Origin of the sequence: Mesorhizobium sp. L-8-3, assembly GCF_016756615.1 — a bacterium.
In the GTDB taxonomy this organism is placed as follows: domain Bacteria; phylum Pseudomonadota; class Alphaproteobacteria; order Rhizobiales; family Rhizobiaceae.
In genome coordinates, this window is sequence record NZ_AP023262.1 from 8404216 (window position 1) to 8430408 (window position 26193).

At 65.6% G+C, this 26193-nt stretch carries 28 protein-coding genes; 15 read left to right on the forward strand and 13 right to left on the reverse strand.

Going from position 1 to position 26193, the window contains the following annotated elements:
- Nucleotides 1-149 precede the first annotated feature (149 nt).
- From JN302_RS38635 to JN302_RS38670, 8 genes are all read left to right on the forward strand, one after another.
- The gene (locus tag JN302_RS38635) at nt 150-1130 is read left to right on the forward strand and encodes an ABC transporter permease (protein ID WP_202331154.1); all 981 of its coding nucleotides are present in this window, start codon (nt 150-152) and stop codon (nt 1128-1130) included.
- Entirely contained in the window at nt 1127-2071 is a 945-nt protein-coding gene (locus JN302_RS38640) for an ABC transporter permease (RefSeq protein WP_202309471.1), read from the forward strand. Before JN302_RS38635 ends, JN302_RS38640 begins: the two co-directional genes overlap by 4 nt.
- Nucleotides 2068-3120 carry an ABC transporter ATP-binding protein gene (locus tag JN302_RS38645; RefSeq protein WP_202331155.1) on the forward strand — a complete coding sequence of 351 codons (1053 nt, stop codon included), beginning with the start codon at nt 2068-2070 and terminating at the stop codon, nt 3118-3120. Before JN302_RS38640 ends, JN302_RS38645 begins: the two co-directional genes overlap by 4 nt.
- Nucleotides 3117-4154 (forward strand): ABC transporter ATP-binding protein, encoded by a 1038-nt coding sequence (locus tag JN302_RS38650; protein ID WP_202309473.1) that lies wholly within the window; start codon nt 3117-3119, stop codon nt 4152-4154. The genes JN302_RS38645 and JN302_RS38650 overlap by 4 nt, the downstream gene beginning before the upstream one ends.
- 164 nt (nt 4155-4318) lie before the next feature.
- Nucleotides 4319-5200 (forward strand): MBL fold metallo-hydrolase, encoded by an 882-nt coding sequence (locus tag JN302_RS38655; RefSeq protein ID WP_202309474.1) that lies wholly within the window; start codon nt 4319-4321, stop codon nt 5198-5200.
- Between the two features lie 37 nt (nt 5201-5237).
- A complete protein-coding gene (locus tag JN302_RS38660; RefSeq protein ID WP_244846786.1) occupies nt 5238-5558 on the forward strand; it encodes an ArsR/SmtB family transcription factor in 321 nt (106 codons plus the stop codon).
- A gap of 149 nt (nt 5559-5707) precedes the next feature.
- Nucleotides 5708-6130 carry a YeeE/YedE family protein gene (locus JN302_RS38665; RefSeq protein ID WP_202331157.1) on the forward strand — a complete coding sequence of 141 codons (423 nt, stop codon included), beginning with the start codon at nt 5708-5710 and terminating at the stop codon, nt 6128-6130.
- Between the two features lie 9 nt (nt 6131-6139).
- A complete protein-coding gene (locus tag JN302_RS38670) occupies nt 6140-6568 on the forward strand; it encodes a DUF6691 family protein (RefSeq protein ID WP_202331158.1) in 429 nt (142 codons plus the stop codon).
- Between the two features lie 187 nt (nt 6569-6755).
- Here JN302_RS38670 and JN302_RS38675 read toward each other — a convergent pair whose 3' ends face one another.
- The 7 genes from JN302_RS38675 to JN302_RS38705 all read right to left on the reverse strand — a co-directional run bounded on the left by JN302_RS38675 (nt 6756) and on the right by JN302_RS38705 (nt 12231).
- Nucleotides 6756-8480 carry a SulP family inorganic anion transporter gene (locus tag JN302_RS38675; RefSeq protein WP_244846139.1) on the reverse strand — a complete coding sequence of 575 codons (1725 nt, stop codon included), beginning with the start codon at nt 8478-8480 and terminating at the stop codon, nt 6756-6758.
- Nucleotides 8481-8636: 156 nt separating this feature from the next.
- Nucleotides 8637-8915 carry a helix-turn-helix domain-containing protein gene (locus JN302_RS38680; protein ID WP_202334591.1) on the reverse strand — a complete coding sequence of 93 codons (279 nt, stop codon included), beginning with the start codon at nt 8913-8915 and terminating at the stop codon, nt 8637-8639.
- 251 nt (nt 8916-9166) lie between these two features.
- On the reverse strand, nt 9167-9502 hold the full coding sequence (locus JN302_RS38685) for a hypothetical protein (RefSeq protein WP_202309479.1): 336 nt from the start codon (nt 9500-9502) through the stop codon (nt 9167-9169).
- 165 nt (nt 9503-9667) lie between these two features.
- Nucleotides 9668-10162 (reverse strand): DoxX family protein, encoded by a 495-nt coding sequence (locus tag JN302_RS38690; protein WP_202331160.1) that lies wholly within the window; start codon nt 10160-10162, stop codon nt 9668-9670.
- Nucleotides 10159-10932, reverse strand: a complete 774-nt coding sequence (locus JN302_RS38695) for an HvfC/BufC N-terminal domain-containing protein (RefSeq protein ID WP_202331161.1) — start codon at nt 10930-10932, stop codon at nt 10159-10161. The genes JN302_RS38690 and JN302_RS38695 overlap by 4 nt, the downstream gene beginning before the upstream one ends.
- 3 nt (nt 10933-10935) lie before the next feature.
- Nucleotides 10936-11814, reverse strand: a complete 879-nt coding sequence (gene bufB, locus JN302_RS38700; RefSeq protein ID WP_202331162.1) for an MNIO family bufferin maturase — start codon at nt 11812-11814, stop codon at nt 10936-10938.
- A 129-nt stretch (nt 11815-11943) separates the two neighbouring features.
- Nucleotides 11944-12231: a BufA1 family periplasmic bufferin-type metallophore gene (locus tag JN302_RS38705; RefSeq protein ID WP_202331163.1), complete on the reverse strand. Its 288-nt coding sequence runs from the start codon at nt 12229-12231 to the stop codon at nt 11944-11946.
- Nucleotides 12232-12419: 188 nt separating this feature from the next.
- On the opposite strand from JN302_RS38705, the gene JN302_RS38710 reads away from it, so the two are divergent.
- Together JN302_RS38710 and JN302_RS38715 are read left to right on the forward strand one after the other, a co-directional pair.
- On the forward strand, nt 12420-12956 hold the full coding sequence (locus JN302_RS38710) for a sigma-70 family RNA polymerase sigma factor (RefSeq protein ID WP_202309484.1): 537 nt from the start codon (nt 12420-12422) through the stop codon (nt 12954-12956).
- 1 nt (nt 12957) lies between these two features.
- Nucleotides 12958-13590, forward strand: a complete 633-nt coding sequence (locus tag JN302_RS38715; protein WP_202331164.1) for an NrsF family protein — start codon at nt 12958-12960, stop codon at nt 13588-13590.
- A gap of 4 nt (nt 13591-13594) precedes the next feature.
- On the opposite strand, the gene JN302_RS38720 is transcribed toward JN302_RS38715, so the two are convergent.
- Nucleotides 13595-13921 (reverse strand): hypothetical protein, encoded by a 327-nt coding sequence (locus tag JN302_RS38720; protein ID WP_202331165.1) that lies wholly within the window; start codon nt 13919-13921, stop codon nt 13595-13597.
- A 971-nt stretch (nt 13922-14892) separates the two neighbouring features.
- On the opposite strand from JN302_RS38720, the gene JN302_RS38725 reads away from it, so the two are divergent.
- Complete coding sequence (locus tag JN302_RS38725; protein ID WP_202309487.1) at nt 14893-15765, forward strand: phytanoyl-CoA dioxygenase family protein; 873 nt, start codon at nt 14893-14895, stop codon at nt 15763-15765.
- Between the two features lie 185 nt (nt 15766-15950).
- Here JN302_RS38725 and JN302_RS38730 read toward each other — a convergent pair whose 3' ends face one another.
- Complete coding sequence (locus tag JN302_RS38730) at nt 15951-16850, reverse strand: LysR family transcriptional regulator (protein ID WP_202331166.1); 900 nt, start codon at nt 16848-16850, stop codon at nt 15951-15953.
- A gap of 118 nt (nt 16851-16968) precedes the next feature.
- On the opposite strand from JN302_RS38730, the gene JN302_RS38735 reads away from it, so the two are divergent.
- The gene (locus tag JN302_RS38735) at nt 16969-18603 is read left to right on the forward strand and encodes an ABC transporter substrate-binding protein (protein ID WP_202331167.1); all 1635 of its coding nucleotides are present in this window, start codon (nt 16969-16971) and stop codon (nt 18601-18603) included.
- Nucleotides 18604-18692: 89 nt separating this feature from the next.
- On the opposite strand, the gene JN302_RS38740 is transcribed toward JN302_RS38735, so the two are convergent.
- Nucleotides 18693-18869: a hypothetical protein gene (locus JN302_RS38740; protein ID WP_202309489.1), complete on the reverse strand. Its 177-nt coding sequence runs from the start codon at nt 18867-18869 to the stop codon at nt 18693-18695.
- A 203-nt stretch (nt 18870-19072) separates the two neighbouring features.
- Here JN302_RS38740 and lepA point away from each other — a divergent pair, with 203 nt between their 5' ends.
- Entirely contained in the window at nt 19073-20878 is a 1806-nt protein-coding gene (gene lepA / locus JN302_RS38745) for a translation elongation factor 4 (protein ID WP_202309490.1), read from the forward strand.
- 44 nt (nt 20879-20922) lie between these two features.
- Here lepA and JN302_RS38750 read toward each other — a convergent pair whose 3' ends face one another.
- From JN302_RS38750 to JN302_RS38760, 3 genes are all read right to left on the reverse strand, one after another.
- Nucleotides 20923-21732 (reverse strand): C40 family peptidase, encoded by an 810-nt coding sequence (locus JN302_RS38750; protein ID WP_202334592.1) that lies wholly within the window; start codon nt 21730-21732, stop codon nt 20923-20925.
- A 47-nt stretch (nt 21733-21779) separates the two neighbouring features.
- On the reverse strand, nt 21780-22130 hold the full coding sequence (locus JN302_RS38755; protein WP_202309491.1) for a MarR family winged helix-turn-helix transcriptional regulator: 351 nt from the start codon (nt 22128-22130) through the stop codon (nt 21780-21782).
- Between the two features lie 68 nt (nt 22131-22198).
- A complete protein-coding gene (locus JN302_RS38760; RefSeq protein WP_202309492.1) occupies nt 22199-23575 on the reverse strand; it encodes a leucyl aminopeptidase family protein in 1377 nt (458 codons plus the stop codon).
- A gap of 126 nt (nt 23576-23701) precedes the next feature.
- Here JN302_RS38760 and JN302_RS38765 point away from each other — a divergent pair, with 126 nt between their 5' ends.
- On the forward strand, nt 23702-24523 hold the full coding sequence (locus JN302_RS38765) for a tetratricopeptide repeat protein (protein WP_202331168.1): 822 nt from the start codon (nt 23702-23704) through the stop codon (nt 24521-24523).
- Nucleotides 24524-24816: 293 nt separating this feature from the next.
- Nucleotides 24817-26145 carry an IS4 family transposase gene (locus JN302_RS38770; RefSeq protein ID WP_202331169.1) on the forward strand — a complete coding sequence of 443 codons (1329 nt, stop codon included), beginning with the start codon at nt 24817-24819 and terminating at the stop codon, nt 26143-26145.
- Nucleotides 26146-26193: the final 48 nt, after the last annotated feature.

A 26193-nucleotide genomic window follows, 5' to 3' on the forward strand; every position in this document is an offset into this window, starting at 1 on the left:
TCGGACGGGGTGCGCCGCTCGAGGCGGCGTTTCCTCGATCATATCGGCCGTGACGACAGGTCTCGGGCCGTTGCCGGCACACAGGGCCGGCCGGCTGTTCGGATTTCATCCGGGCGGCCGGCTTCAGGCCCGGCAGCCAGAGGTTCGGCATGCTCGCATTCGCAATCAGGCGCCTCATCCAGATGGCCGGCGTGATGCTGGTCGTGGCGCTCATTTCTTTCCTTATGTTCCGGTTCGTGGGCGATCCCGTGAACCAGCTCGTCGGCGTCGACACCACGCTCGAACAGCGAGCCGAATTGCGTGAGCAGCTCGGGCTGAACGATCCGGTGCTGGTCCAGTTCGGCCGTTTCGTCGGCAAGGCGGTGCAATTCGACTTCGGAATCTCCTACCAGATCAAGCAGCCGGTGGCTCAGCTGATCGCAGCCAGGCTGCCGGCCACGCTGGAACTGTCGCTGGTATCGGCGCTGTTCGCGCTGCTTGTCGGCCTGCCGATGGGCGTCTACACCGGGCTCTATCGCGACACGCTGCTGTCGCGGGCGTTCCTGGCCGTCAGCCTCGTCGGCGTATCGCTGCCGACCTTCCTGATCGGCATCCTGTTCATCTACGTCTTCTCGGTGAATTTCGGCTGGCTGCCATCCTTCGGACGCGGCGAGACGGTCTCCCTTGGCGGCTTCTGGACGACCGGCCTGCTCACGCGTTCGGGTCTCGTCTCGCTCATCCTTCCCTCGATCACGCTCGGCATGTTTCAAATGACGCTGATCATGCGGCTGGTGCGCAGCGAGATGCTCGAGGTGCTGCGCACCGACTACATCAAATTCGCCCGCGCGCGCGGCCTCACCCGCCGCGCCATCAATTTCGGCCACGCGCTCAAGAACACGCTGGTGCCCGTCATCACCATCACCGGGCTCCAGCTCGGCTCCATCATCGCCTTCTCGATCGTCACCGAGACCGTCTTCCAATGGCCGGGCATGGGGCTGCTGTTCCTGCAGGCCGTTCAGAATGCCGACATACCGGTCATGGCCGCCTACCTTCTGCTGATCGCCTTCCTCTTCACCGCGATCAATTTCGTCGTCGACATGCTCTATGTGGTCGTCGATCCTCGTATCCGCGTCGGAGGAGCCAGGGCATGACCGATACGATCGGACATCAGCCGGCGCGCGCCGGGCTTGCGCGCCGCATCATCGACAGCGATCTCTTTTATTCCTTCCGGCGCTCGCCATTGACGGTGGCGTCGGCAATCGTAAGCCTCATGCTGATTCTGGCCGCGCTCTTCGCCCCGCTGATCGCGCCGCAGAATCCCTTCGACCCTGCGGCCATCTCGGTCATGGACAGTTTCTATCCGCCTGCCTGGTCGGCGGACGGCCAGCCCGGCTTCCTGCTCGGCACCGACGACCAGGGCCGCGACGTACTGTCGACCATCCTCTACGGCATGCGCATCTCGCTGGCCGTCGGTTTCGCCAGCGTCATCTTCGCCATGGTGCTCGGCGTCAGCCTCGGCCTTATCGCCGGCTATGCCGGCGGCATGACAGACACGATCATCATGCGCATCGCCGACGTGCAGCTCACTTTTCCGGCGCTCCTGACGGCGCTGCTGATCGATGGCATGGCGCGCGCGCTCGCCGGTCCCCAGGCCTACCAGGACATCGTCTTCACCGTGCTGGTCCTGGCGATCGGCTTGAGCTTCTGGGTCCAGTACGCCCGCACGGTGCGCGGCTCCGTGCTTGTCGAAGCCAACAAGGAATATGTGCTGGCGGCCCGGCTGATCGGGCTGAGGCCCGTCACCATCATGTTCCGCCACGTACTTCCAAACGTGCTCGGTCCCGTGCTCGTCATCGCCACCATCAACCTCGCCCTGGCGATCATAACGGAAGCCACGCTCTCCTTCCTCGGCGTCGGCGTACCGCCCACGCAACCCTCGCTCGGCACGCTGATCCGCATCGGCAACGACTTCCTGTTCTCCGGCGAATGGTGGATTACCATGTTCCCCGGCATCACGCTCGCCGTCCTCGCGCTCGCCGTCAATCTGCTCGGCGACTGGCTGCGCGATGCGCTCAATCCGAAACTCAGATGACCCCGACCCTTTCCGTCCAGAATCTTCGTGTCGAGATCCCCACGCGCCGCGGGGTGCTGGTGGCAATCGACGACCTGTCCTTCGACATCGCCCCCGGCGAGGTGCTCGGCATGGTCGGCGAATCCGGCGCCGGCAAATCGATCACAGGCCAGTCGATCATCGGCCTGCTCGATCCGCCGGCGCGGATCGCCGGCGGCGAGATCCGGCTGGGATCCGAGCGTATCGACAATCTTCCGCCACCGGCCATGCGCCGCATCCGCGGCAAGCGCGTCGGCATGATCTTCCAGGATCCGCTGACCAGCCTGAACCCGCTGTACCGGATTGGCGACCAGTTGACCGAAACCATCCTGACCCATCAGCGGGTCTCGCCGAAGGCGGCGGCGGAAAAGGCGGAACGGCTGCTCGTCGAGGTCGGCATTCCGGCGGCGGGCGCCAGGCTCTCCGCCTATCCGCATCAGTTCTCCGGCGGCATGCGCCAGCGCGTCGTGATCGCGCTCGCGCTCGCCGCCGACCCCGAACTCGTCATCGCGGACGAGCCGACCACCGCGCTTGACGTCTCCGTCCAGGCGCAGATCATCGCCCTCATCAAGCGGCTGTGCAAGGAGCGTGGAACCTCCGTCATGCTGATCACCCACGACATGGGCGTCATCGCCGAAACCGCCGACCGGGTCTGCGTGCTCTATGCGGGCCGGCTCGCCGAACTCGGGGCGGTACGCGACGTCATCAGGCACCCGCAACACCCCTACACGCACGGGCTGATGGCGGCGATTCCCTCGCTCGCCGGCGATCCGGACGAGCGTCTTGCGCAGATTCCCGGCTCGATGCCGCGGCTCGGCGCCATCTCTGCCGGCTGCGCGTTCAACCCGCGCTGCTCGTTCCGTTTCAAGCGATGCCCGGCCGAGCGGCCCGGCATATACGAGGCCGGCCGGAGCCAGGCTTCCTGTTTCCTGCTCGACACGGGCGGACCGGCCGCGCCCGAAAGCGCACTTGCCGCGGCCTCGGCCGCCGGGATCACTGTCCGAGCCCGCCCCGGGGAGGCCAACCGATGAGCGCACGCCTGGATGCAACGCCGCTGTCCGGCCATACCGAAGCCCCGCTGGTCGACATCGAGGGCCTCGCCCGCGTCTTCGACCTGTCGAAGCGCTGGCTGAACCGCATGCTCGACGGCAGTGGCAAGGTGACCCTCACCGCTGTCGACGGCGTCGCGCTTTCCATCCGGCGCGGTGAAACCTACGCACTGGTGGGCGAGTCCGGCTCGGGCAAGTCGACCATCGCCAGGATGGCCGTCGGCCTGCTGCCGCCCAGCGCCGGCACGGTCCGCATCGCCGACGCCGACATATGGGCGGAACGCAGCGCTGCCCGGCAGCGCCGCATCCGCCGACAGATCCAGATGATCTTCCAGGACCCGTTCGCCAGCCTCAATCCGCGCTGGCGCGTGGGCGCCATCGTGGCCGAGCCCATCAAGGCCTTCGGCCTGAAGGCGGATGCGCGGGAGCGGGAACAGCGCGTCGGCGAATTGCTGTCGCTGGTCGGGCTCGACCCGCGCGACGCCGGCAAGTTCCCGCACGAATTCTCCGGCGGCCAGCGCCAGCGCATCGCCATCGCCCGTGCGCTCGCCTCCGAGCCCGACTTCATCGTCTGCGACGAACCGACTTCGGCTCTCGACGTCTCGGTGCAGGCGCAGGTGCTGAACCTGCTGCGCGACCTCCAGCAGAGCCTCGGTCTCACCTATCTCTTCATCAGCCACAATCTCGCCGTCGTCCGGCACATGGCGAGCCGCGTCGGGGTGCTCTATCTCGGCCGTCTCGTCGAGGAAGCTCCGGCGGCAATGCTGTTCGCTCAGCCGAAGCACCCCTATACGCGCATGCTGCTCGACGCCGTACCCGATATCAGCATGGAGACGGTCGAGCGCGAACCCATCGCCGGCGAGATCCCCAATCCGATCAAGCCGCCCCGGGGCTGCCATTTCCATCCGCGCTGCCCGCACGTCATGGAGCGTTGTCGAACCGAGACGCCGCCTGTCTACAATGCCGAAGGCACCGCGGTGCGTTGCCATCTCTACGCCCCGGAAGCCAAAGGTTAGGCCGAAATCAGACGGGATGCGCTCCCGTCGGCCTCCATCAATCGATTACGATCTTTCGATTGCATTTTTTCGCAATCGAATTTATGCGATTTTCAGTTCCGCAATTTTTTCGCCTCACCGCAGCTTTCATCAACCCTCATGCACGGGGCAATCTGGAGACGACCATGACCGGCAAGCCGGACGTCACGGGCTTTTTCGACAAGCGCACATACTCCATCCAATATGTCGTCAGCGATCCCGCGACCAGGAAATGCGCCGTTATCGATCCTGTCCTCGACTTCGACGAGAAATCCGGTTCGACCGCGACCCGCAACGCCGACGCGATCCTCGACTACATCCGGAAGCAGGATCTCGAAGTCGAATGGATCCTCGACACGCATCCTCATGCCGACCACTTCTCGGCCGCCCGCTATCTCAAGCAGAAAACCGGCGCACCAACGGCGATCGGGAAGAAGGTGACGGAGGTCCAGCAACTCTGGAAGGCGATCTACAACCGGCCGGACTTTCCCGCCGACGGCTCGCAATGGGACAGGCTCTTCGCCGAGGGACAAACCTTCTCGGTAGGCTCCATCCCGGCGAAGGTGCTGTTCTCGCCCGGACACACGCTGGCGTCGATTACATATGTGATCGGCGACGCGGCCTTCATCCACGATACGCTCTTCATGCCCGACAGCGGCACCGCGCGCGCCGATTTCCCGGGCGGGAGTGCGGCCCGCCTGTGGCGGTCCATCCAGGAGATTCTCGCGCTGCCCGACGAGACGCGTCTCTTCACCGGCCACGATTACCAGCCCAACGGACGCGGCCCGCTGTGGGAATCGACCGTTGCCGAGCAGAAGGCGACCAACATCCATGTTGCGAAATGCAGGACCGAAGCGGAGTACGTCGCGATCCGCGAGGCGCGCGACAAGACGCTGCCCATGCCGAAGCTCATCCTGCACGCGTTGCAGGTGAACATGAATGGCGGCCTTCTGCCCGAGCCCGAGGCGAACGGCAAGCGCTATCTCAAATTCCCGCTCGACGCGCTCGATGGCGCAGCCTGGGAATGAGGCGGTGAAAAGCCACCTCCGCGCCGGAACGGCCGACATGCTCGACTATGCAGCCGAGGCGGCCGAATTCCTGAAGAAACTCGCCAATCCGAACCGGCTGATGATCGTCTGCACGCTCGTCGAGGGCGAACGTTCCGTGCGCGACCTCGAGGAAACGCTCGGTATCCGCCAGCCGGGGCTTTCCCAGCAAATCGCGGAGTTGCGCGAGGCCGGCTTCATCGTCGGACGCAAGGAATCGAAATCGGTCTTCTACCGCCTGGCCGACGGTCGCGTCGCCGAATTCGTCGCCCTGATGCACCGCCTGTTCTGCGAGACGCCGGAGCAAGCCGATCCTGATGTCGACGGCACTGGATGCTGACGCATCCCCCCGGTGGATGCTCATGCATCCGCCTGACCTCAATCGCCTGCGCCGCCGCCTGGCTTCGCGCCAAAGGGCCTGGGCCACGCGGTCGCGCGGCCCATCGGCCGTCGTTACGACACCATCCTTCGACACACCGAAAGACTCCAATGACCGAATTTACTCCTTTCGCGTCGCTCGCCGGCGGCGCGCTGATCGGCCTGTCGGCCGTGCTCCTGATGCTTTGGGAAGGCCGTATCGCCGGCATCAGCGGCATCGCGGGCCGGCTGCTGCCACCCTATCGTGACGGCGCCTTCCTCTCGCGCGCCGGCTTCGTTGCCGGCCTCGTCGCCGCGCCCCTGGGGATCGCGACGCTCGCGGGCGGCGGGATCACGCAGACGGTCTCCTCCAACCTCCCCTTGATGGTCGTCGCCGGCCTGCTCGTCGGCTTCGGCTCGGTCTACGGCAACGGTTGTACCAGCGGCCATGGGGTATGCGGTCTTTCGCGGCTCTCCATGAGTTCGCTGGTCGCCACAGCGGTCTTCATGATCGTCGCTTTCGTCACCGTATTCATCGTCCGTCATGTGATCTGAGGCGCCTTGATGTCCTTCCCCGTCAATTTCGGACTTGGCCTGCTCTTCGGCATCGGGCTCGTCGTTTCGGGCATGTCCGACCCCGCGAAGGTCCTCAATTTCCTCGACCTGTTCGGAAACTGGGATCCCTCGCTGGCCCTTGTCATGGCCGCGGCCGTCATCGTGACCTTCCTGGGCTACCGGCTGGTGCTACGGCGCGGTCGGCCGATCGCTGGCAAGACATTCCATCTGCCTGATCGAAACGGCATCGACGGCCGAGTGCTGGCCGGGCCGGCCATCTTCGGCATCGGCTGGGGGCTTGGGGGCTTCTGCCCCGGGCCGGCAATCACGGCACTCGGCCTCGGTGCAACAGGCACGCTCGCCTTCGTTCCCGCGATGTTGGTCGGCATGCTCGCGGCGCGCCTGCTCATCGAAACACGCCCGGCCAACGCGACCTGACCGGCGACGGCATCACCTTCGGTGCCGCCATCCGGATCGCGACGCTCACCAGCAAGCAGACGCTCACGGCCGGCGAATTCGTCGTGATCTGAAAGTCGCATCCGGGCCGACCGGAGCGATCCCGGCTCCGGTCGGCCCATCATTCAGGGCAGCCGGAACAGCCGACGCCGCTTCGGTTGTCACCATCTCAGCCGGTCGCCTGCGCGGCTTCGTCCCTGATCTGCTGCAACGCTCCCGAAATGGCGGCCTTGTAGCGGACGAGCGGCGGGCGCACGCCATGTGTCATCAGCATACGCCTGAGCTCGGGCGAGGCACCCGTGATGAACAGCCTGACACCGGCGCGCCGGGCCTTGTGCGCGGCGCCCTCGATGACATTGGCCGCCGTGGAATCGAGGAACGGAACGGCCGCGCAGTCGAGGATGAAGTTCCGGCGGTGATCGGCGATCCGGTCGAGAACGGTGCCGACCGCCGAAGCCGCGCCGAAGAAGAAGGCCCCGCTGATCCGGTAGACCACCGTGTCCGGATCGGCGGCGACGCCCGGATCATAGGCGGCACGCCCGCCATTGCTGCTGTCGGCCATGTCCTCCATGACCAGCGGCGCCGCATGGGTCTCGACCGCGATGGTCGTCGCCATGCGGTGGATGAACAGCACCGAACCAAGCAGGAAGCCGACGACGATGCCTTCCGTGAGGTCGCGGAAGACGACGAGGCCGAAGGTGACGAGCAGTACCACCGCGTCGCCCCAGGACGAGCGCAGAAGGGCAGCGAAGGCGGATTTCTCCACCATGTTCCAGGAGACAATGGCCAGCACACCGGCCAGCGCGGCGAGCGGGATATAGCTGGCGAGCGGCGCCGCCACCAGCATGAACAAAAGCAGGAAGAGCGCATGCAGCATGCCCGAGACCGGGCCATGCGCGCCGGCGCGAACATTCGTGGCCGTCCGAGCAATCGTGCCGGTGACACAGATGCCGCCGAACAGCGCCGAGCCGATATTGGCCACGCCCTGCGCGACGAGTTCACAGTTCGAGCGATGCCGCCGTCCGCTCATGCCGTCTGCGACCACCGCCGACAGCAGCGACTCGATCGCCCCCAGCAATGCGAAGGCGACGGCGTCGGGCAGCACGTCCGCCATCTTTGCCAGGCTCATGCCAGGCAGCGCCGGAAGTTGCAGGCTGCTCGGAATGCCGCCGAAGCGGGTGCCGATCGTCTCGATGGGTAGTTGGGCCGTCGCGCCGACGACCGAAGCGACGGCCACGGCGATGAGCATTCCGGGCCAGCCCGGGCGCCAACGCTTCAGAGCCACGATGGTCAGGACGGTCAAAAGGGCGACGCCGGCCGCTGCGGGATTGACCGTGCCGGCAGCCTCCCCGAGCGCGATCAGCCGCGGCACGAAGGCGCCGGGCTCCTTTCCGGTCAAGGTCAGACCGAACAGATCCTTCAACTGGCTGGCGAAGATGATGACCGCGATGCCGGCGGTGAAGCCCACGGTCACGGGATAGGGAATGAACTTTATGTAGGTGCCGAGCCTGAGAAATCCGATCGCGATCAGGAAGATGCCCGCCATCATGGTGGCCAGGAGCAACCCGTCCACCCCATGCCTTTCGACCGTAGCCGCCACCAGCACGATGAAGGCCCCGGCGGGTCCGCCGATCTGGAAGCGGCTGCCGCCCAGTGCCGAGACGATGAAGCCGCCGATGATCGCCGTGAACAGGCCGCGATCCGGCGAGACCCCCGACGCGATGGCGATCGCCATGGAGAGCGGCAAAGCCACGATCGCCACTGTGAGGCCGGCCAGCAGGTCGCGGCGGAACGCGGCCTTGCCGTAGCCTTCCCGCAGCACCGTCACGAGCTTCGGCGTGAAGAGCTGCGCGAAGGTCGGTTGCGCGCTTGTCGGTACTGCCTTGCTGCCCAATTCTGTCCTGCCCTCCAACAAGGCGTCGGATCGTCGTCTAAACCGGCGGTCGCCGTCGCGGTCGTCCTGCGGCCGAGATCGTCACGGCCGCCTCTGTGCCCTTTCGCTCCGAATCGGCCGAGCCGCCGATCGGCTTCGGGTCCGGCCGTTCCCCGTTCAGGAGCCCGTGCCGGGCCTTTGGGCAGGCGCCGGCTCCTTGAGCCTGACACCGCGCCCGCCGGCATCGCTCGCCTGGTTGTCGCCGATGAGTTCCACTCCCGACGCGTCGAGCGCCTCGATCACCTTCACCAGAGTATCGACCACGCCCCGTACCACGCCGCCGCTGGCTTCCATCCGCTGAATGGTCGGCAAGGACACCCCGGCGCGTTCGGCGAGCGTCTTCTGATCGATGCCGGCGAGCGCCCGTGCCGCACGCATCTGAGCCGAGGTGATTATGGCAAGACTCCTGGCTGAGGATACAGAGTTCATATTTCTGCAATCTATAGTGATGTATCAAGCATCAGTCATGATAATCCAACCATGAGCGACTGCTCCAACGATTGCAAAGAGGGGCGGCGTGCGAGCAGTGTGGAAGGCGGATGAGACACCGCCGGCCGAGGAAACCGCGGAGCCACTCCGAAGGGTCGGCCGATCACCGGCTTCTTGCTCCCGGCTCGGGCGCAGGTGCTCCGACCGGTGGAAGGAAGCTATTTGCCCAGGGCGGGCCCGAGCGTGATCAGGCAGACGGCGACGATGGCCAGGACGATGCCGCTCGACTGGATCATGCTCAGCCGCTCGCCGAAATAGGCGAGCGCGATGGCGTTCACGGCGACCAGTTGGATCACCGCCGAGAGGCTGAAAGCCGAGGCCATTCCGAACTCGCGGACGAGGCGCAGCATGATCAGGTTGCCGGCGGAATAGAGCGCGAGGGTGACGAGCAGCTTGCCGATGCCCGGCTGCAACGCCCACGACTTCGCTACGGTCGCCGCAACCAGGAAGACCACGGTCGAAACACCGAGTTGCAGCATGCCGGACAAGGTCAAGTCGGTCTCCCCGAAGATCCCGGCCACTGCTTTCGACGGTGGCCCGGCGAAACTTCTCGGAGAAACGCCTTTCACCGTCAAGATGTCGGAGTGGTGCGTATGATGGTCCAGCCCGCAGGGCGAAGCGCATTGGGCATTTTTCAGCGCCGCCTGCGTCGATGAAGGTCAGGTCCGAGACGTCCCGAGGATTGCGTCGACGCCGAGCCGACCGCCGCCGAAAACGACGAGGGCAAGGGCCATTGCCGCCCATGGCAGATGGAAGTTCGCCCAGCCGTCGGGAATGGTGATCTGGATCACGGCGGTCATCACAAGCAATCCAAATGCGGCGAATCGGGTGAAAAGGCCGATGACCAGAAGCACCGGGAGGACGATCTCGGCAATGCCCGCGGCCGTCGCCATGGCGATCGGGAACGGATAAGCGAACGCGTGGCCGAAGACGTGCAGCCTGAACTCTTCCATGAACAGGAACTTCGCTCCGTCGGAGAGTTGCAGGAACCCATCCCACTTGGTCAGGCCCGACTTGAAGAAGGGCACCGCCAAGGCGACGCGCAGCGCCAGCAACGGCAGGGATGCCGGAATGGCCGCGAGCAGACGCTCGGCGCGAGCTGCCCAGCCGGGCACCCCCGATACGATCTCAAACGGCTTCGTTTCGCTCGTCATGAAGGCATTCCTTTGTCCTGCTGGATTCCGCTGAAAGCGCCGAGTCCGACAAGGCCGAGGAGAGCGGGTCCGAAATCGAATTGCTCGTCCGCGCCGGACGCTTCCTCAGCCGCTTCGCCGAGCGCCGCACCGCCGAGAAGCGCCGCGGCGAACAGGACATCGCTCGGCGGCAGCACATGCACGACGACCGCCATGTCGGGCCGCACGACCAGAACGGCTTCGGGTCTCCATTCCGCGGGCCGCACGACCGTGGGCTTCTGATGCACGGCCCAGATCGAACCGATCGGGTGCTGCGAGCGGATCAGGCACGCCGACGGATGTGGAACGAGCCTCGAAGCCGGCAGCATCTCCGGTCGGATGGACGCCAGCTCGGCAGCGGCCAGGGGAGCCGCGTCTGCAGCGTGATAGGCCCGGCTCCACGCTGCTTCGATCTGCGCGACGTCGGGCAGATAGGCTAGTCCCCGCGCCGGTTCGAACGACCGAGCAAAGTCCGGAAAGTCGTCTCCATGGCGAAACATGAGCGGCGACGAAGGCATGTGGCCCTGCAGATAGGCACGCGCCATTCCGGCGAAGAAATCCTTGCCGACCAGACGCTCCGTCACGGGAAACCGCTGCGCCAGCGCGCGCGTCAGACCGGCATGGACATTGTTGCGATAGACGGCAAAGCGTACGGCGTCGATGTCGCCGCGGAACGTCATGACGGCATCCGGGACCGGCCTCTCGGGGTCGAGCAAAGCTTCGGCGAAAGAGCGAAGACTGTCGGACGACATGGCTCAAGCCGCCGGGCGATGGTCACGACGGGCCAGGTCATCGGCCAGCATCAGGTCGACGCGGCGAGCTTCGGCATGCAGCGTCGGAAAGTCGGGGACATCGTTGTCCCATTCGATGAGCGTCGGCAGCGCACCGCTGCGCGAGAGCACATGGCGGTAGAGCGCGATCACGTCGCTGCTGACGGCAGTGCCGTGGGCGTCGATCAGCAGGCGATCGCCGATGCCGTCGACTGTTTCCTCGTAGCCGGCGAGATGGATCTCGCCCACATGCCGGATCGGGAAGCGGTCGACATAGGCGACCGCGTCCAGCCGGTGGTTCACCGACGACACCATCACATTGTTGACGTCGAGCAACAGCCCGCATCCGGTACGCTGGGCGACCTGCCCGAGAAAGTCGACCTCTTCGATCGTGCTTTCCCTGAACAGCACATAGGTCGATGGGTTTTCGAGGAGCAGCCGGCGCCCGAGCGCCTCTTGTGTCTCGTCCACATGGTCGACCACGCGAGCAAGGGTCTCGGCCGTGTAGGGTAGCGGCAGGAGATCGTTGAGGAAGCCGGTATCGTGTGTCGACCAGGCGAGATGCTCAGAGAAACTGCACGGCTCGTAGCGGTCGATCAGGCCCCGCAGCCGCTTCAGGTGCTCACGGTCGAGCGGGCCTTCGGCGCCGATCGACAGACCGACCCCGTGAAGGGACAAGGGATAAAGTTCCGCGACCGCATCGAGAAAGCGAAGCGGCGGCCCGCCGGCCCCCATGTAATTCTCGGCATGGACCTCGAAGAATCCGACATCCGGCCGGTCTTCGAGGACATCGGCATAGTGCTCCGGCTTGAGGCCGAGCCCGGCGCGGCGCGGCAGCGCAACGGCTGTGGTCGATGCGGTCATCGCTTTTCCTCCCGATGCGGGCAGAGCACTGTAGTCCGATGCGCGAACAACAGGCGGAACGGCAGCGCCGTTTCGATCGGCGCAACCGCTGGCGCGGGAGGCCCGGTCGCCCGAGCCTCCCGCTCGGCGTCAGCTCTCCATGGGCTCCAGCGATCCCTTGTGGCCATCGACCTCCATCGTCGTGCATGTTCCGGCCGGAACGGCTTTCCAGGCATTGCCCTGATAGTCCTTGGTCGACGTGCCCGCGCAAGTCGTGCCGGCGCCGGCGGCGCAGTCGTTCTGGCCCTTGAGCGCGATGCCGTAGCATTTCTCCTTGCCGACCATCTCGGAGGCGGGGAGCGGTGCGGCAAAGGTTGCCGAAGCGAATGCCGAGGTCAAAGAGCCGGCAAGGGCGAGCGCAAGCGTCGAACGGTTCATGGAACATCTCCTCTTGATGGTTTTCGCGCACCGGGATCGGCCGCGCATCTGCCTTTCGAAGGGGGCAGCCCGTCCGTTACCCGGCAGCGCGGACACAAGTTCGTGATCGACAGCCGATCGCCCTTGGAGGATATTCGCGCAGCCGCGTAACAAACCCGGCCTCGATGCGTAGTGGGGAGGAAGCATTGGTGACCGGCAAGGACGAGGCCGAACTCGCCAGGCTTCTGCGTAGAGCAATCGCAGGAGATGAAAGAGCCTATGCCGAATTTCTGGAACGGACCGCCCTGCTCGTGCGCGGCTTCGTTCGCCGGAAGATCGTGCAGGGCGGGGTCGATCCCGAGGACGTCGTGCAGGATACGCTGCTCGCAATTCACCTGAAACGCCATACCTGGATGGCCGATGCCGCGGTCTTGCCCTGGGTCTACACGATCGCTCGCCACAAGCTGATCGATGCGTTCCGCCGCCGCGGCCGTCACCTTACGGTCGATCTCGACGACGTCGCCGAAACGATTGCCCAGCCCGAACGAGAAGGGGCGAGCGACCGCGACATCGACCGGGCCCTGGGCACGCTGTCTCCGGGCCAGCGGGCGGTCGTCTCGGCGATCTCGGTGGAAGGCCAGTCGATCGCCGAGACGGCGCGCAGGCTCGGCATGAGCGAGGTCGCCATTCGGGTCGCGCTGCATCGCGGGCTTGCCGCGATAGCGCGAAAGTTCGGACGTGAATGAGATGAAGACCGACGATCTCATCAAGGCGCTGAGCGCCGATTTCCGGCCGGTCATGCCGATTGGCCGTGCCTGGTGGATCGCCGCCGCCCTCGGCGCAGCGGTCGCAGCGGTGGTCTTCTTCATTGTGCTCGGTCCTCGCACCGACATCGCAGCCGCCGTCCAGACCGTTCGCTTCCCGTTCAAGTTCGTCGTGACGACGCTGCTCGCCGTGACCGCCTTCGGGTCGTTGCGGGCCTTGTCGCGGCCTGCACCCGGACTGCGCGCCTGGCCCTGGCTTCTGATGGCGCCGGCTCTGCTCGGACTCGCAGTCGTCGCCGAGATCCTGGCCGTCCCCGCCGATCAACTGGCCACACGATTGGTCGGCACCAATCTGGCAGTGTGCCTCACCTTCATTCCTCTGATCGGGATCGGCCCGCTCGCCATCTTCCTCACGGCGCTTCGCCATGGGGCGCCGACACGACCGGTGCTTGCCGGCGCCGTCGCGGGCCTCGCTGCCGGCGGGCTCGCCGCGACGTTCTACGCCGCCCACTGCACGGACGACTCGCCATTGTTCGTCGCGACCTGGTACACGATCGCGGTCGCAATGCTCGCTTTGCTCGGCGCCGTGCTCGCGCCGCGCGTGGCGCGATGGTGAGACGTCAGAACAGCATCCACACGCCGAGGCAGACGGCCGCCACGATGGTCAGCAGCGTGACGGCCTCGGCCCAGCCGCCTTCACGAAGCGGCTGCTCGATGTTGCGGGCGGCCTTGGTGCTGGTGTCAAACCTCGCCGAAACCGGCCTTGCGCATTGCTCCGGCAGGATCGGTACTGGAATGCGCGGCCGCTCCGGGCCGGTCTCGGCGACGAACGGCAAACCTGGACGGACAAGTGGAATGAACGGGTCCGGCGAACGCGGCGAGGCGCGGCCGGCGACAGCTTCGGCGCGAAGGGTCCTTGCAGCGGAAGCCGGACCAACGATCGGCAAGGCGAGTCCTCGTGGCACAGGTCATCGAGCAGCCCTGCCTAGCAGCCCGGCATTGCGCGAGGCTTGCCGCTTCGACCAAGCGAAAACTGGCGATCGCAGCGGGATCGGGTGGGGGGAAAAAGCCGGCGGAAGCGCCCCACAGTGGAGACCTCCGCCGGGATGTCGCCGGTTGGGGCCAGCTACAAAAGAGCCTAAGCTATCGCGCCGATATCTGCAGCAGTCTACTCCCAAATGGGGCATGACGTTACGAAAGCTGCACGCGCCGGCTGCAGATGTCGCCGCGGCTGCTTCTGGCACGGTAAGTCTGCGAGCGAAGGCCCCCAAAACGACAAGTTGCGAGACCAATACCAATATCTGGATCGGTTGCGCCCCGATGCGGTCGGCGATTCAGGCATAATGCACCCAGAAATAGCCAGACGCGACTCAGTCGCCCCGTGATAAAGCTCATGCCGCCGAGGCGGGACCCTGGCAACCGGCGGGCAGGAACCAAGAGCCGACGGCTATGGCAATCGAGAGCCTGGCGGGGTGATCGCGCCGGCACGCCGTCTTGGAGCCCTGCACCGCCGCCACGAAGGGATTCCGGTCAGAGTTCGAACTTCCAGCCGAAGCTCCAGGACTTGCCCCCAAGCCTCTGGATTTCGGTAGGCCCCTGGGGCGGACGTGCCGGCACTTCGATTCGGCCGCCGCCCCAGCTTTTTGCAGCCGCCACTGCCCGGCTTTCGGAATGCCCAGAATGTTGCCGGGCTGGCAGTCCAGCACCGCACAGGATCTTCGTGCGGCATGACCTCGAAAGCGTGAAGTTCGCCCATGCCGGATTCCAGATCGGGTTCCTGCCGCCCGTCGCCCTGCACGCGCTGTCGGCCTGAGCCATTTTGCCGATTTTCGGGAAAGTCGTTTCCCGATTGAGCGCCTTATCGCTCGGTCACCCCCGGCTATGATCGTTTCCGGGATCAACCGGCGAAGAGGTCGTCATGATATCAGCAGCGCAGGCGCGGGATGCCGTCGAACAGTACCGCGAAGAGGGATATGCCGTTGTCAGAGGTTTCGTCGACGGCGACGAACTCATCCGCCTCCAGACGGAATCCCGGGCCGTCTACGACGAAGGCCTGAAACATCAGGCCACCTATCGCCACGGAAATCTCAATTTCCAGATCCTGCCCGAAGCGCAGTTCGGCAAGCGTTACGTGCTTCAGGCCTACTGGTTCTCCTGGGTAAACAAGTATTTCGAGGAGTTCCGGCGCAACCCCGACTATCTCAAGCTGCTCGAAGGCCTGATCGGGCGCGACATCAAGCAGATCGCGCAGCAACTCCACTGGAAGCCGCCGGGCGCGAATGTCACCGGCTATCGCTTCCATCAGGACCTGCGCTTCCGCAGCCAGAGCGAATATGACACGGTCGTCGACGCGACTGTCACGACCGGCCTCGCAGTGGATCGCGCAACGCGGGAAAACGGCTGCCTTCAGGTCGTGCCGGGAAGCCACAAGCGTGGTTATCTCGCTCTCTCGGACGAAGGACACGGTCAGCTCATGAAGGGCCTGACCGCCGAGGACGAATTGGCCGAGGTCGGTATCGACCCGTCCGATATCGTCGCGCTCGAGTTGGAGCCCGGCGATCTCGCAATGTGGGGGCTGTTGACGGTGCACGGCTCGGCGCCCAACCAGTCCGGGCACGACCGCGCCTTCCTCCTGTCGAGCTATGTGCGGGCCGACGCCAGCCCGCGCGGCGAATGGGCCTTCAAGGACGGTGTCTCCACCCCGCTCGGCGACACCCCGAAGCTGTGCAAATACGACAAGCTCTTCGAGGAGCCGGGCCCATCCTACGACACGACCGAATGGTGGAAGTGACCGGACCGCGCCGTGTCGCTTGTGACGGGATCCCGCGTTCGCGCGGGGTCCCGAAGGCGTTTGCGTGCAGGCGAGAGCAACGGTCGGCGTGTCACCCGTTCCTTCCCGCCCCGCCCCCCTCACCCAGCCTCCGCGGAGGCTGGGTGAGGGGGCGCCGCGCGCTCACCGACAATGTGGAGTTCAGACTACCCCTCCAGGTCCGGGGACAATTCCCGGATCAGGAAATCGACGAAGGCGCGCACCTTGGCCGCGACATAGGTACGGTGTGGATAAAGCGCATAGATCGGGCTCGACTCGGGTCGGAACTCCTCGAGCAGCACTTCAAGCTGGCCGCTACGGATAGCATTGTCGACGAGCAGGCTGGGCAGGTTGCCGATGCCGAAACCGGCCAGCGTCATCTGATAGGCGGCCTCGACGCTGTTGGTCGATATGCGTCCGCCGACGGGCGCCGCGAACGGCCCTTCGGGCGTGGTGAAGGGCCAGGTGCCGATGCGCTTGGCGAAGTTGCTGAGCACGCAGTTGTGCCCCGCCAGTTCCCCGGGATGCATCGGCCGGCCATGTCGCTCGCAATATTCCGGCGTCGCGCAGACATAGTTGCGCACCTCGCCGAGCCGGCGCGAGATGAGCGCGGAATCGTTCTGCTGCTCGAAGCGGATGGCGACGTCGTAGCCCTCCTCGACCACGCCGACGACATAGCGAGAGGTGAGGTTGAATTCGACCGTGATCAGCGGATTCTCCTCGAGGAACTTCGGCACCAGCCTGGTGATGCGGGTGTGGCCGAGCACGTTGGAGCAGGAGATGCGGATCACGCCGCGCGCCTCCCGGTGCAGCCCGCGTGTGACGTCCTGAAGTTCCTGCACGTCGTCGAGAAGCGTTCGGGCGCGGCTGCCATATTCGCGTCCGGCCTCCGTCAGTGCGAGCCGGCGCGTCGTGCGGTTGATCAGGCGAACGCCGAGGTCGTCCTCCAGTTCCTTGATGGTGCGGCTGACCGCCGTCGTCGACATGTTGAGGTCGCGGGCGGCCGCCGACAGGCTGCCCAGCAGGCAGACGCGGTCGAACACCTTCATCGCGGTCAGCAAATTCATTCCGGCGAGCCCTCCGATCCCCAGGCGCTTCGATCAGCCATCAAACCGTGGCGTGCCGAACCGCGGAGCCAGAAATCCAACAGCTTTGGACGCGAAATCAACAATGGGAGAAACCGACATGACATCCAGCAAGCAGCATCCGGCCATCGCGATGTTCGCCAGCGAGACCAGGCGCGGGCGGCTCGACCGGCGTGAGTTCTTTGCGCTCGCCGGCGCGCTGGGCGCGAGCGCGGCTGCCGCCTACGCCCTTATCGGCCTGCCCGTGCCCGCCGGCGCAGAGGAAATGGTCCAGCCGAGAAGGGGCGGTATATTGCGCGTCAGCATGCAGGTGATGGCGCTCGATGACCCACGCAAATTCAGCGTCTCGCAGATGGGCAACGTCGCCATGCAGTTTCTCGAGCCGCTGGTGCGCTGGAACCACGACTTCACCTTCCGCCCGATGCTGCTGGAAAGCTGGCAGGTCAATGCCGACGCAACCGAATATGTGCTCAATGCGCGCAAAGGGGTGAAATGGTCGAACGGCGACGACTTCACCGCCAGGGACGTGGCCTTCAACATCACCCGCTGGTGCGACAAGGATGCGCCGGGCAACTCGATGGCCGGCAGAATGAGCGCTCTCGTCGACCCCGACACCAAGAAGGCGCGCGAAGGCGCCATCACCGTCAAGGACGACCACACGGTGGTGCTCAAGCTGTCGCGGCCCGACATAACCATCATCCCGGCCATGACCGACTATCCGGCCCTGATCGTCCACCACTCCTTCGACGAGCGCGGCGAGTTGCTCTCCGCCCAGCCGATCGGCACCGGCCCGTTCGAGCTGACGGCCATGGATGTCGGTGTGAAGGCTTCCGTGCGGCGCCGGCCGGACGGTTCCTGGTGGGGCGGCGACGTCTATCTCGACGGCATCGATTGGATCGACTACGGCACCGACTCCGCCGCCACCGTGTCGGCCTTCGAATCCGGCGAGATCGATCTCAACAGCCAGACCCAGACATCCGACGTCGCCATGCTCGACGCCATGGGGCTCGTCATGTCCGAGATCGTGACCGCGACGACCATCGTCGCGCGCACCAATGTCAACGCCAAGCCCTATGACGACAAGCGCGTGCGCAACGCCATCCAACTCGCCGTCGACAACGAGGTGGTGCTCAAGCTCGGCGCCAACGGCATGGGCGCGGTCGCGGAGAACCATCATGTCGGGCCGATGCACCCGGACTATGCCGCACTGCCGCCGGTTCGCCGCAACCCGGAAAAGGCTTGCGCCCTGCTCGCCGAGGCGGGCCAGGCCGACCACGAGTTCGAACTGATCTCGGTCGATGCGGACTATCGCAAGGAGTCGTCCGACGTGATCGCCCAGCAGATGCGTGACGCCGGCTTCAAGGTGAAGCGAACCGTCTATCCGGAATCGACCTTCTGGAACGACTGGACGAAATATCCCTTCTCGACCACCAACTGGAACGCCCGACCGCTCGGCATACAGACGCTCGCATTGGCCTATCAGTCCGGGACGGCATGGAACGAGAGCGGCTTCTCCGACCCCGATTTCGACGCCAAGCTGCAGCAGGCCAATGCCATCGCCGATGCCGACCAGCGCCGCGCCGTGATGAAGGAGCTGCAGCAGATCCTGCAGGATTCCGGCGTTATCGTTCAGCCCTTCTGGCGCAAGCTTTTCTGCCATATGCGGCCCAACGTCAAAGGCTACAGCATGCACCAGGCCTATGAGCAGCATTTCGAGAAGACCTGGCTGGCCTGATTATCCCTTTGCCGCGCGTTCGGTTGGACGCGCGGCAACTTGCCTGGCCGCAACCAGAACCGTTTCGGCATCGTTATGACATCCGAAATCTAATGTTTCCGTCCGTTGCGCTCGCCTTCCCCGGCGGCGAGCGCCGACCGAACCGCGGCGTGGCGCTTCGGACAGAGCGCGCAGATGCCGCCGCATGGTCCGCGCTCCAGGTCGGTTGCATCCGCTGCCGTGGGCGTATCCGCCGTCATGTCTTTCGGAATTCCAGCTTCGATCATCGCTTCTCTCCCGCAACGTCTGCAGGAGAGTCTAGCCGCGACCCGCATGACGATAAGGACCTGGCTTCGGCAACGACTTTCCCTATTTCGGGGAAAATCCCGGATGCACTCTCGGCACCCCTGCAAATCCTGCCGTATTGCCGCGATTGCGCGCCGAAAACCGGTTTCCACTTTCGCCGCGAATGCTTTATAGCGCTCGCTCCATGAGCACCCCGATCTCCCACATCCGCAACTTCTCCATCGTCGCGCATATCGACCATGGCAAGTCCACCCTCGCCGACCGCCTCATCCAGATGACGGGCGGGCTCGACGCGCGCGAGATGAAGGAGCAGGTGCTCGACAACATGGATATCGAGCGCGAGCGCGGCATCACCATCAAGGCACAGACCGTGCGCCTGCGCTACCGCGCCAGGAACGGCGAGGAATATGTCCTCAACCTCATCGACACGCCGGGCCATGTCGACTTCGCCTATGAGGTCTCCCGGTCGCTCGCCGCCTGCGAGGGGTCGCTGCTGGTCGTCGACGCCTCCCAGGGCGTCGAGGCGCAGACGCTCGCCAATGTCTATCAGGCGATCGACAACAACCACGAGATCGTGGTGGTGCTCAACAAGATCGACCTGCCGGCCGCCGAACCGGACCGCATCCGCGAGCAGGTCGAGGAGGTGATCGGCATCGACGCCAGCCAGGCCGTGCTGATCTCGGCCAAGACAGGCATCGGCATCGAGGACGTGCTGGAGGCGATCGTGCAGCAGTTGCCGCCGCCGCGCGAAGGCGACGCCTCGGCGCCGCTCAAGGCCATGCTGGTCGACAGCTGGTACGACGCCTATCTCGGCGTCATCGTGCTGGTGCGCGTCATCGACGGCGTGCTGAAGAAAGGCCAGACCATCCGCATGATGGGGACGGGCGCGAAATATCCGGTCGAGCGCACCGGCTATTTCACGCCGAAGATGATCCAGGCGGACGAGATCGGCCCCGGCGAGTTCGGCTTCATCACCGCTTCGATCAAGGAAGTGGCCGATACGCGCGTCGGCGACACCATCACCGAGGACCGCCGGCCGACCGACACCCCCCTGCCCGGCTTCAAGCCGGCGCAGCCGGTCGTCTTCTGCGGCCTGTTCCCTGTCGACGCCGCCGATTTCGAGGACCTGCGCGCCGCCATGGGCAAGCTGCGCCTGAATGACGCCTCCTTCTCCTTCGAGATGGAGACCTCGGCCGCACTGGGCTTCGGTTTCCGCTGCGGCTTCCTCGGCCTGCTGCATCTGGAGATCATCCAGGAGCGGCTGGAGCGCGAATTCAACCTCGATCTCATCGCCACTGCGCCGAGCGTGGTCTATCGCATGCATCTGACCGACGGCACGGTGAAGGAATTGCACAACCCGGCCGACATGCCCGATCTGGTCCGCATCGACCATATCGAGGAGCCGTGGATCCGCGCCACCATCCTGACGCCCGACGACTATCTCGGCAGCATCCTGAAACTGTGCCAGGACAGGCGCGGCATCCAGGCCGACCTTTCCTATGTCGGCAAACGTGCCATGCTGGTCTACGACCTGCCGCTCAACGAGGTCGTGTTCGATTTCTACGACCGGCTGAAGTCGATCTCCAAGGGTTACGCCTCCTTCGACTATCACCTCACCGACTATCGCGAGGGCGACCTCGTGAAGATGTCGATCCTGGTCAATGACGAGCCGGTCGATGCGCTGTCCATGCTGGTCCACCGCACGGCGGCGGAGAAGCGCGGGCGCACCATGTGCGAGAAGCTCAAGGAGCTCATCCCGCAGCACATGTTCAAGATTCCCATCCAGGCTGCCATCGGCGGCCGCATCATCGCCCGCGAGACCATCTCGGCGCTCAGGAAGGACGTGACCGCCAAGTGCTACGGCGGCGACGTCACGCGCAAGCGCAAGCTCCTGGAGAAGCAGAAGGAAGGCAAGAAGCGGATGCGCCAGTTCGGCAAGGTCGACATCCCGCAGGAAGCCTTCATCCAGGCGCTGAAGATGGGAGACTGAAGCATATCTGTCCGGGCCGCGGTTTCCTCCAGCCGTTGCCCGCCCTACGGTCTCCTGAACCCCGTGGGGCCGCCATAGAGATAGCCTATGCGGTCGATCGCCTCGCGCAATGGCTCGCGCGAAACCATCATCGTGTGGCCGTTCGCGTGGATCAGGGTTACCGCGTCGAGCATGATGCCGACATGGCCCTTCCAGAAGACCAGATCGCCGCGCGCAAGGTCCGCGAAGTCCAGGCCGGGATCGAAGGCCTCGCCGGCCGTCGCGGCCTGCATGTCGGAATCGCGCAGCACTTCCCTTCCCGCCATGCGCATGGCGAGTTGCACCAGGCCCGAGCAGTCGATGCCGAAGGCCGAGACGCCGCCCCACAGATAGGGCGTGCCCAAGAGTTCCTCCGCGACCGCGACATAATCGGCCGCATGCCGGCCGACCGGCACGATGTGCCGGGCGATCACCGCCTCGCCGGAGGCAAGCAATGCATAGGCGGTGCCGCGTGTCTCGGCCGCACCCGTCACAACCAGCTCCGTACCGAGCGAGAGGGTATCGCCACGCGGCAGCTTCATGTCGGGGCCGGGATAGACGAAGGTGCGCGGCACGGAAACGACATGGGTCGCGGCCCCGCCGCGTGGCTCGAGCGCAGTATCGGCGACATAGCCGACATAGCGATCGCGTTCGGACTGGATCCAGCACCAGCCCTCAGCCTCGTCGAACAGGACGACATCCTCGCCGCGCATCATCTGCGTCGATAGGCCGGCATCGGGCCGCGGCGCGCCCCTGACGTCGGCTATCGCCGCCGCGATGCGCGCCGGCCGGCCGGCGACGAAACGCGCTGCCTCGACCTGGCCTTCGAGGCGCATGTCGGCGAGATCGGGGCGATAGGCATGCAGCCGCTTGTCCAAAGTCGTCACAGCGGAAGTTCTCCGGCACGCGCGATGATATCGTCCCCGAAGCGCTCGACGAAGAGCGCCCCGTCGACGGTGCGCTTCACCAGAACGTTGCGCTTGTCTTTCTGGTCGCGATGGCGCGAGACGAATTTGAGCGCGCCCATCGTGTCCAGGGCCCTCGTAACGACGGGTTTCGTCACGCCGAGCCGGGCGGCGAGCCCGCGCACCGTATGCGGCGGCGGGTCGAGATAGATGGTAAGCAGGATCGCCCACTGCCGCATGGTGAGATCAGGCGTGCCCTCATGCACCTGGGAAAGGCTCACCTGCTGCCACAATCGCAGTGCTTCGATCGGCCGCAAGACGACTGCCATGGAAGCATGCCCGCAAATTGTTTCGGTCCCGTTCCATTGAAGACGGAATCGCGATGCCGCGCAACCCGTCAGCCGGCGTAGCGCCGACTGATCAGTTGCTCCAGGGCCCGGATGCCTTGCGCCTCGCCGCCGGTCGGGCAATGCGGCCGGTCGGCAGGGCTCCAGCCGAAGATGTCGAAATGAGCCCAGCTTTCGGTCTTCTCCACGAACCGCTTGAGGAACAGTGCCGCGGTGATCGAGCCTGCGAAACCGTCTGACGTGACGTTGTTCATGTCGGCCACCTTCGACGACAGCTTGGCGTCGTAGGGCTTCCACAGCGGCTGGCGCCAGAGCGGATCGGCGGCAGTCTGCGCCGCCTTCGTGATTTCGGCCGCAAGCGCCTCGTCCGATGTGTAGAACGGCGGCAGGTCCGGTCCGAGCGCCACGCGTGCGGCACCCGTCAAGGTCGCCATGTCGACCAGGAGCTGCGGCTCCTCCTCGTCGGCCAGCGCCAGGGCGTCGGCGAGGATCAGCCGGCCTTCGGCGTCGGTGTTGCCGATTTCGACGGTGAGGCCTTTGCGGCTCTGCAAGACGTCGCCCGGGCGGAAGGCGTTGCCTGAAATGGCGTTTTCGACAGCGGGGATCAGCACGCGCAGCCTGACCTTCAGGCCCGATGCCATGATCATCGCGGCGAGGCCGAGCACATTGGCCGCACCGCCCATGTCCTTCTTCATCAGGAGCATGCCGCTTGCCGGCTTGATGTCGAGCCCGCCGGTATCGAAGCACACGCCCTTGCCGACCAGCGTCACCCTGGGCGCCGATTTCGGGCCCCAGCCGAGGTCGATCAGCCGGGGCGCTTCGGCCGAGGCGCGCCCGACCGCATGGATCATCGGAAAGTTCCCGGCGAGCAGGGCGTCGCCTTTGACCACCGAGACAGTGGCCTTATGCGTCCTGGCGAGTTTGCGGACGGCCTCTTCGAGAGCCTCCGGCCCCAAATCGTTGGTCGGCGTGTTGATAAGGTCGCGGGCGAGGAACACGCCCTCGGCAATGCGTCTCACCCTGCCGAGATCGACGCCGGCCGGCGCGGCGAAGCGCAGCGCCTGGCCCGGCTTCTTGCCGTAGCGGGTGAAGGCGTAGCCGCCGAGCGCGAGACCCAGCGTGGCGATCTCGGCCGAGGCAGGTGTCGCCACGAAATGCCAGTCGCCTTCGGGCAGGCTGCGGGCCAGCGTTCCCGTGGCCAGCGCGCCGAAGCCGTTGTCGCCATTGCCCATGCCCAATAGCGCGCCGGCCAGCTTGCCGTCCTCGCCGGGCAACATCAGTACCTTGCCCGCCTCGCCAGAGAACCCGTTTGCCTTCGCCCAGGCCAGCGCCGACGGCTCCAGCCCCGCCGCTTCAAGCCCGTTCTTGCCGACCAGGTGGACGGGCAGGCTGCCACGCGGCTTCTTTTCGATCAGTTCCAACGGCATCGCATACTCCAGCTCGTTGCATGACGCTCATAGAGGGCATGTCTTAACCATCCGTTAGGGTTAACGGAATATTTCTCCGGAACGGCAGGACGGCCGCCGGGGGGCCGTGACGGAACGGGAGCGGCGATGTCGACCATCCACGAAAAGCGAACCGCTGGACGACGGCTCCTGACCGTCTCCCTTCTGCTCCTGGCCGCCGGCGTCGCGGGTTGCGCCGACCGGAACATGACCACGGGCTCGATCTCCCGCTCCACCTCCGGCAAGCCGGTCGAGCAGATGTCGACAAACGAGCTTCAGGGTGCGGCCAATGCGCTCGGCGCGGCCTTTGCGCGCGATCCCAAGAACAAGGCGACGGCAATGCGCTACGCGGCCGTCCTGCAGATGAACGGCCGTTCCGACCAGGCGCTGGCCGTAATGCGCAAGCTCGCGATCGGCTATCCGAAGGACCGCGACGTGCTCGCCGCCTATGGCAAGGCGCTTGCCTCCGCCGGGCAGCTCGAGCCGGCGCTCGACGCCGTGCGCCGCGCGCAGACGCCCGAATATCCCGACTGGAAGCTGGTCTCGGCCGAGGCCGCCATCCTCGACCAGCTCGGCCAGTCGGCCGAGGCACGCAATCTCTACCGGCGCGCCCTCGACCTCAAGCCGGACGAACCTTCGATCCTTTCCAATCTCGGCATGTCCTATGTGCTGGAAGGCGACCTCCGAACGGCCGAAACCTATCTGCGGTCCGCCGTCGAAAAACCCGGCGCCGACAGCCGGGTCCGCCAGAACCTCGCTCTCGTGGTCGGGCTGCAGGGCCGTTTCGACGAAGCCGAGCAGATCGCCCGCCAGGAGCTGTCGCCCGAGCAGGCCCAGGCCAATGTCGCCTATCTGCGTTCCATGCTGTCGCAGCAGAACGCCTGGAGCCAGTTGAAGAAGGCCGACAAGCAGGAAGCCAAGGTCAATTGACGCGGACCGCCATCGGGCGGCTCGACGATTGAGCCGGCGCACCGTCCGAGAGCGCACTGCGTGGCGCACCCCTCATCCGACCTCGCTTCGCGAGGCCACCTTCTCCCACAAGGGGCTAGCGTGTGCACACAAGTGGTTCGTTGTGCTGTCAAGAGGGATTTGTGGTGATCGTGGCTTGAAGCCGTTGAATCGTTTGTGATTCTGTATCTGCCGTTGTTGATTCGGGAGACATCGACTGTGGCACTGTTGCGTCTTGGACACTTCAGCGACCTGCGCCTGCAAAAAAGGGGGACATGGTGCTGGAGCGCGTATGCACGCGGATCAGCACGAGCCTGCGTCAGTTGGCCGACACACGCGCCGAAAAGATCGCGTTCACGCGCTTCTTTGGCAATCCGCGCGTGAGCCCGCTGGAGATCCTGCGCACCGCGGCGGCCCGAGCCGGCGAAGCGGCGGCCGGGCGTCACGTGCTGATCATCGAGGATACCAGCGAGATCAACTATCAGGCCAAGGCCTTGCGCAAGCGCGGCCTTGGCCGGGTCGGCAACGGCACCGATGTCGGCCTGTTCGTGCATCCGGCGCTGGCTGTGGATGCCGCCGACGGCAGCGTGCTGGGCCTTGCCGGTGCCACGATCTGGCGGCGCACCAAGCCCAAGCAGGCGAACTATCAGGCGCTGCCGATCGAGGACAAGGAAAGCCACAAATGGCTCGCCACCGCCCAGGCGGCGCGCCGGGCCTTGCCCGAGACGCCGCTTGCCACGGTGATCGCCGACCGCGAGGGCGACATCTACGAAGTGTTCGCCCGGCTGCCCGACGCGCGCACGCATGTGCTGATCCGCGCCACCAAGGATCGGGCGCTTGCCGAGCACGGCCGCCTGTTCGCCGAAATCGCCAAACAGCCCGAAGCCGGCCGTCTCGTCTTCGAACTGGAGGCCCGCCCCGGCCGGCCGGGACGCACCGTCACCCTCGCCGTCCGCTTTGGCCAGGCCAGCATACGCCAGCCCAAGACCGGCGCCGACCGGCGCGATCCGCGCTCGCTCAGCCTCAACATCGTGGAGGTGCGCGAGATCGATCCGCCATCGCCCAAGGAGGCGGTGATCTGGCGGCTGCTGACCACCCACAGCGTCACCACGCTGGCCGATGCCGCCCGCATCGTCGACCTCTACCGCCGGCGCTGGACCATCGAACAGCTGTTTCGAACCCTGAAGTCGCAGGCCATCGATGTTGAGGAAAGCCTGCTTGCCGACGGCGAGGCGCTCGAACGACTGGCTGCAACCACGCTGGTCGCCGCCACAAGGGTCATGCAACTCGTCCATGGCCGCGATGCGGCCGGCGCCGCCTTCGAGGCGGCGCGGCTGTTCGATCCGGCCGAGATCACCGTCCTCGAGGCGCTGATCCGCAGGCTCGAAGGCAGGACCGAAAAGCAGAAGAACCCGCACCCCCGACACAGCCTCGCCTGGGCCGCCTGGGGCATTGCCCGGCTCGGCGGATGGACCGGCTATGCCAGCGAACGGCCCCCGGGCCCCATTACATTCACCCGTGGCCTCCGACGCTTCCACGCCATCGCCGAGGGTTTTGCCTTGGCCAGAAGCCTTCAACCACAGATAGATGTGTGCGCACGCTAGCCCCTTGTGGGAGAAGGTGGCCGCGCCCACGGGTCTTGCCTCCGGCAA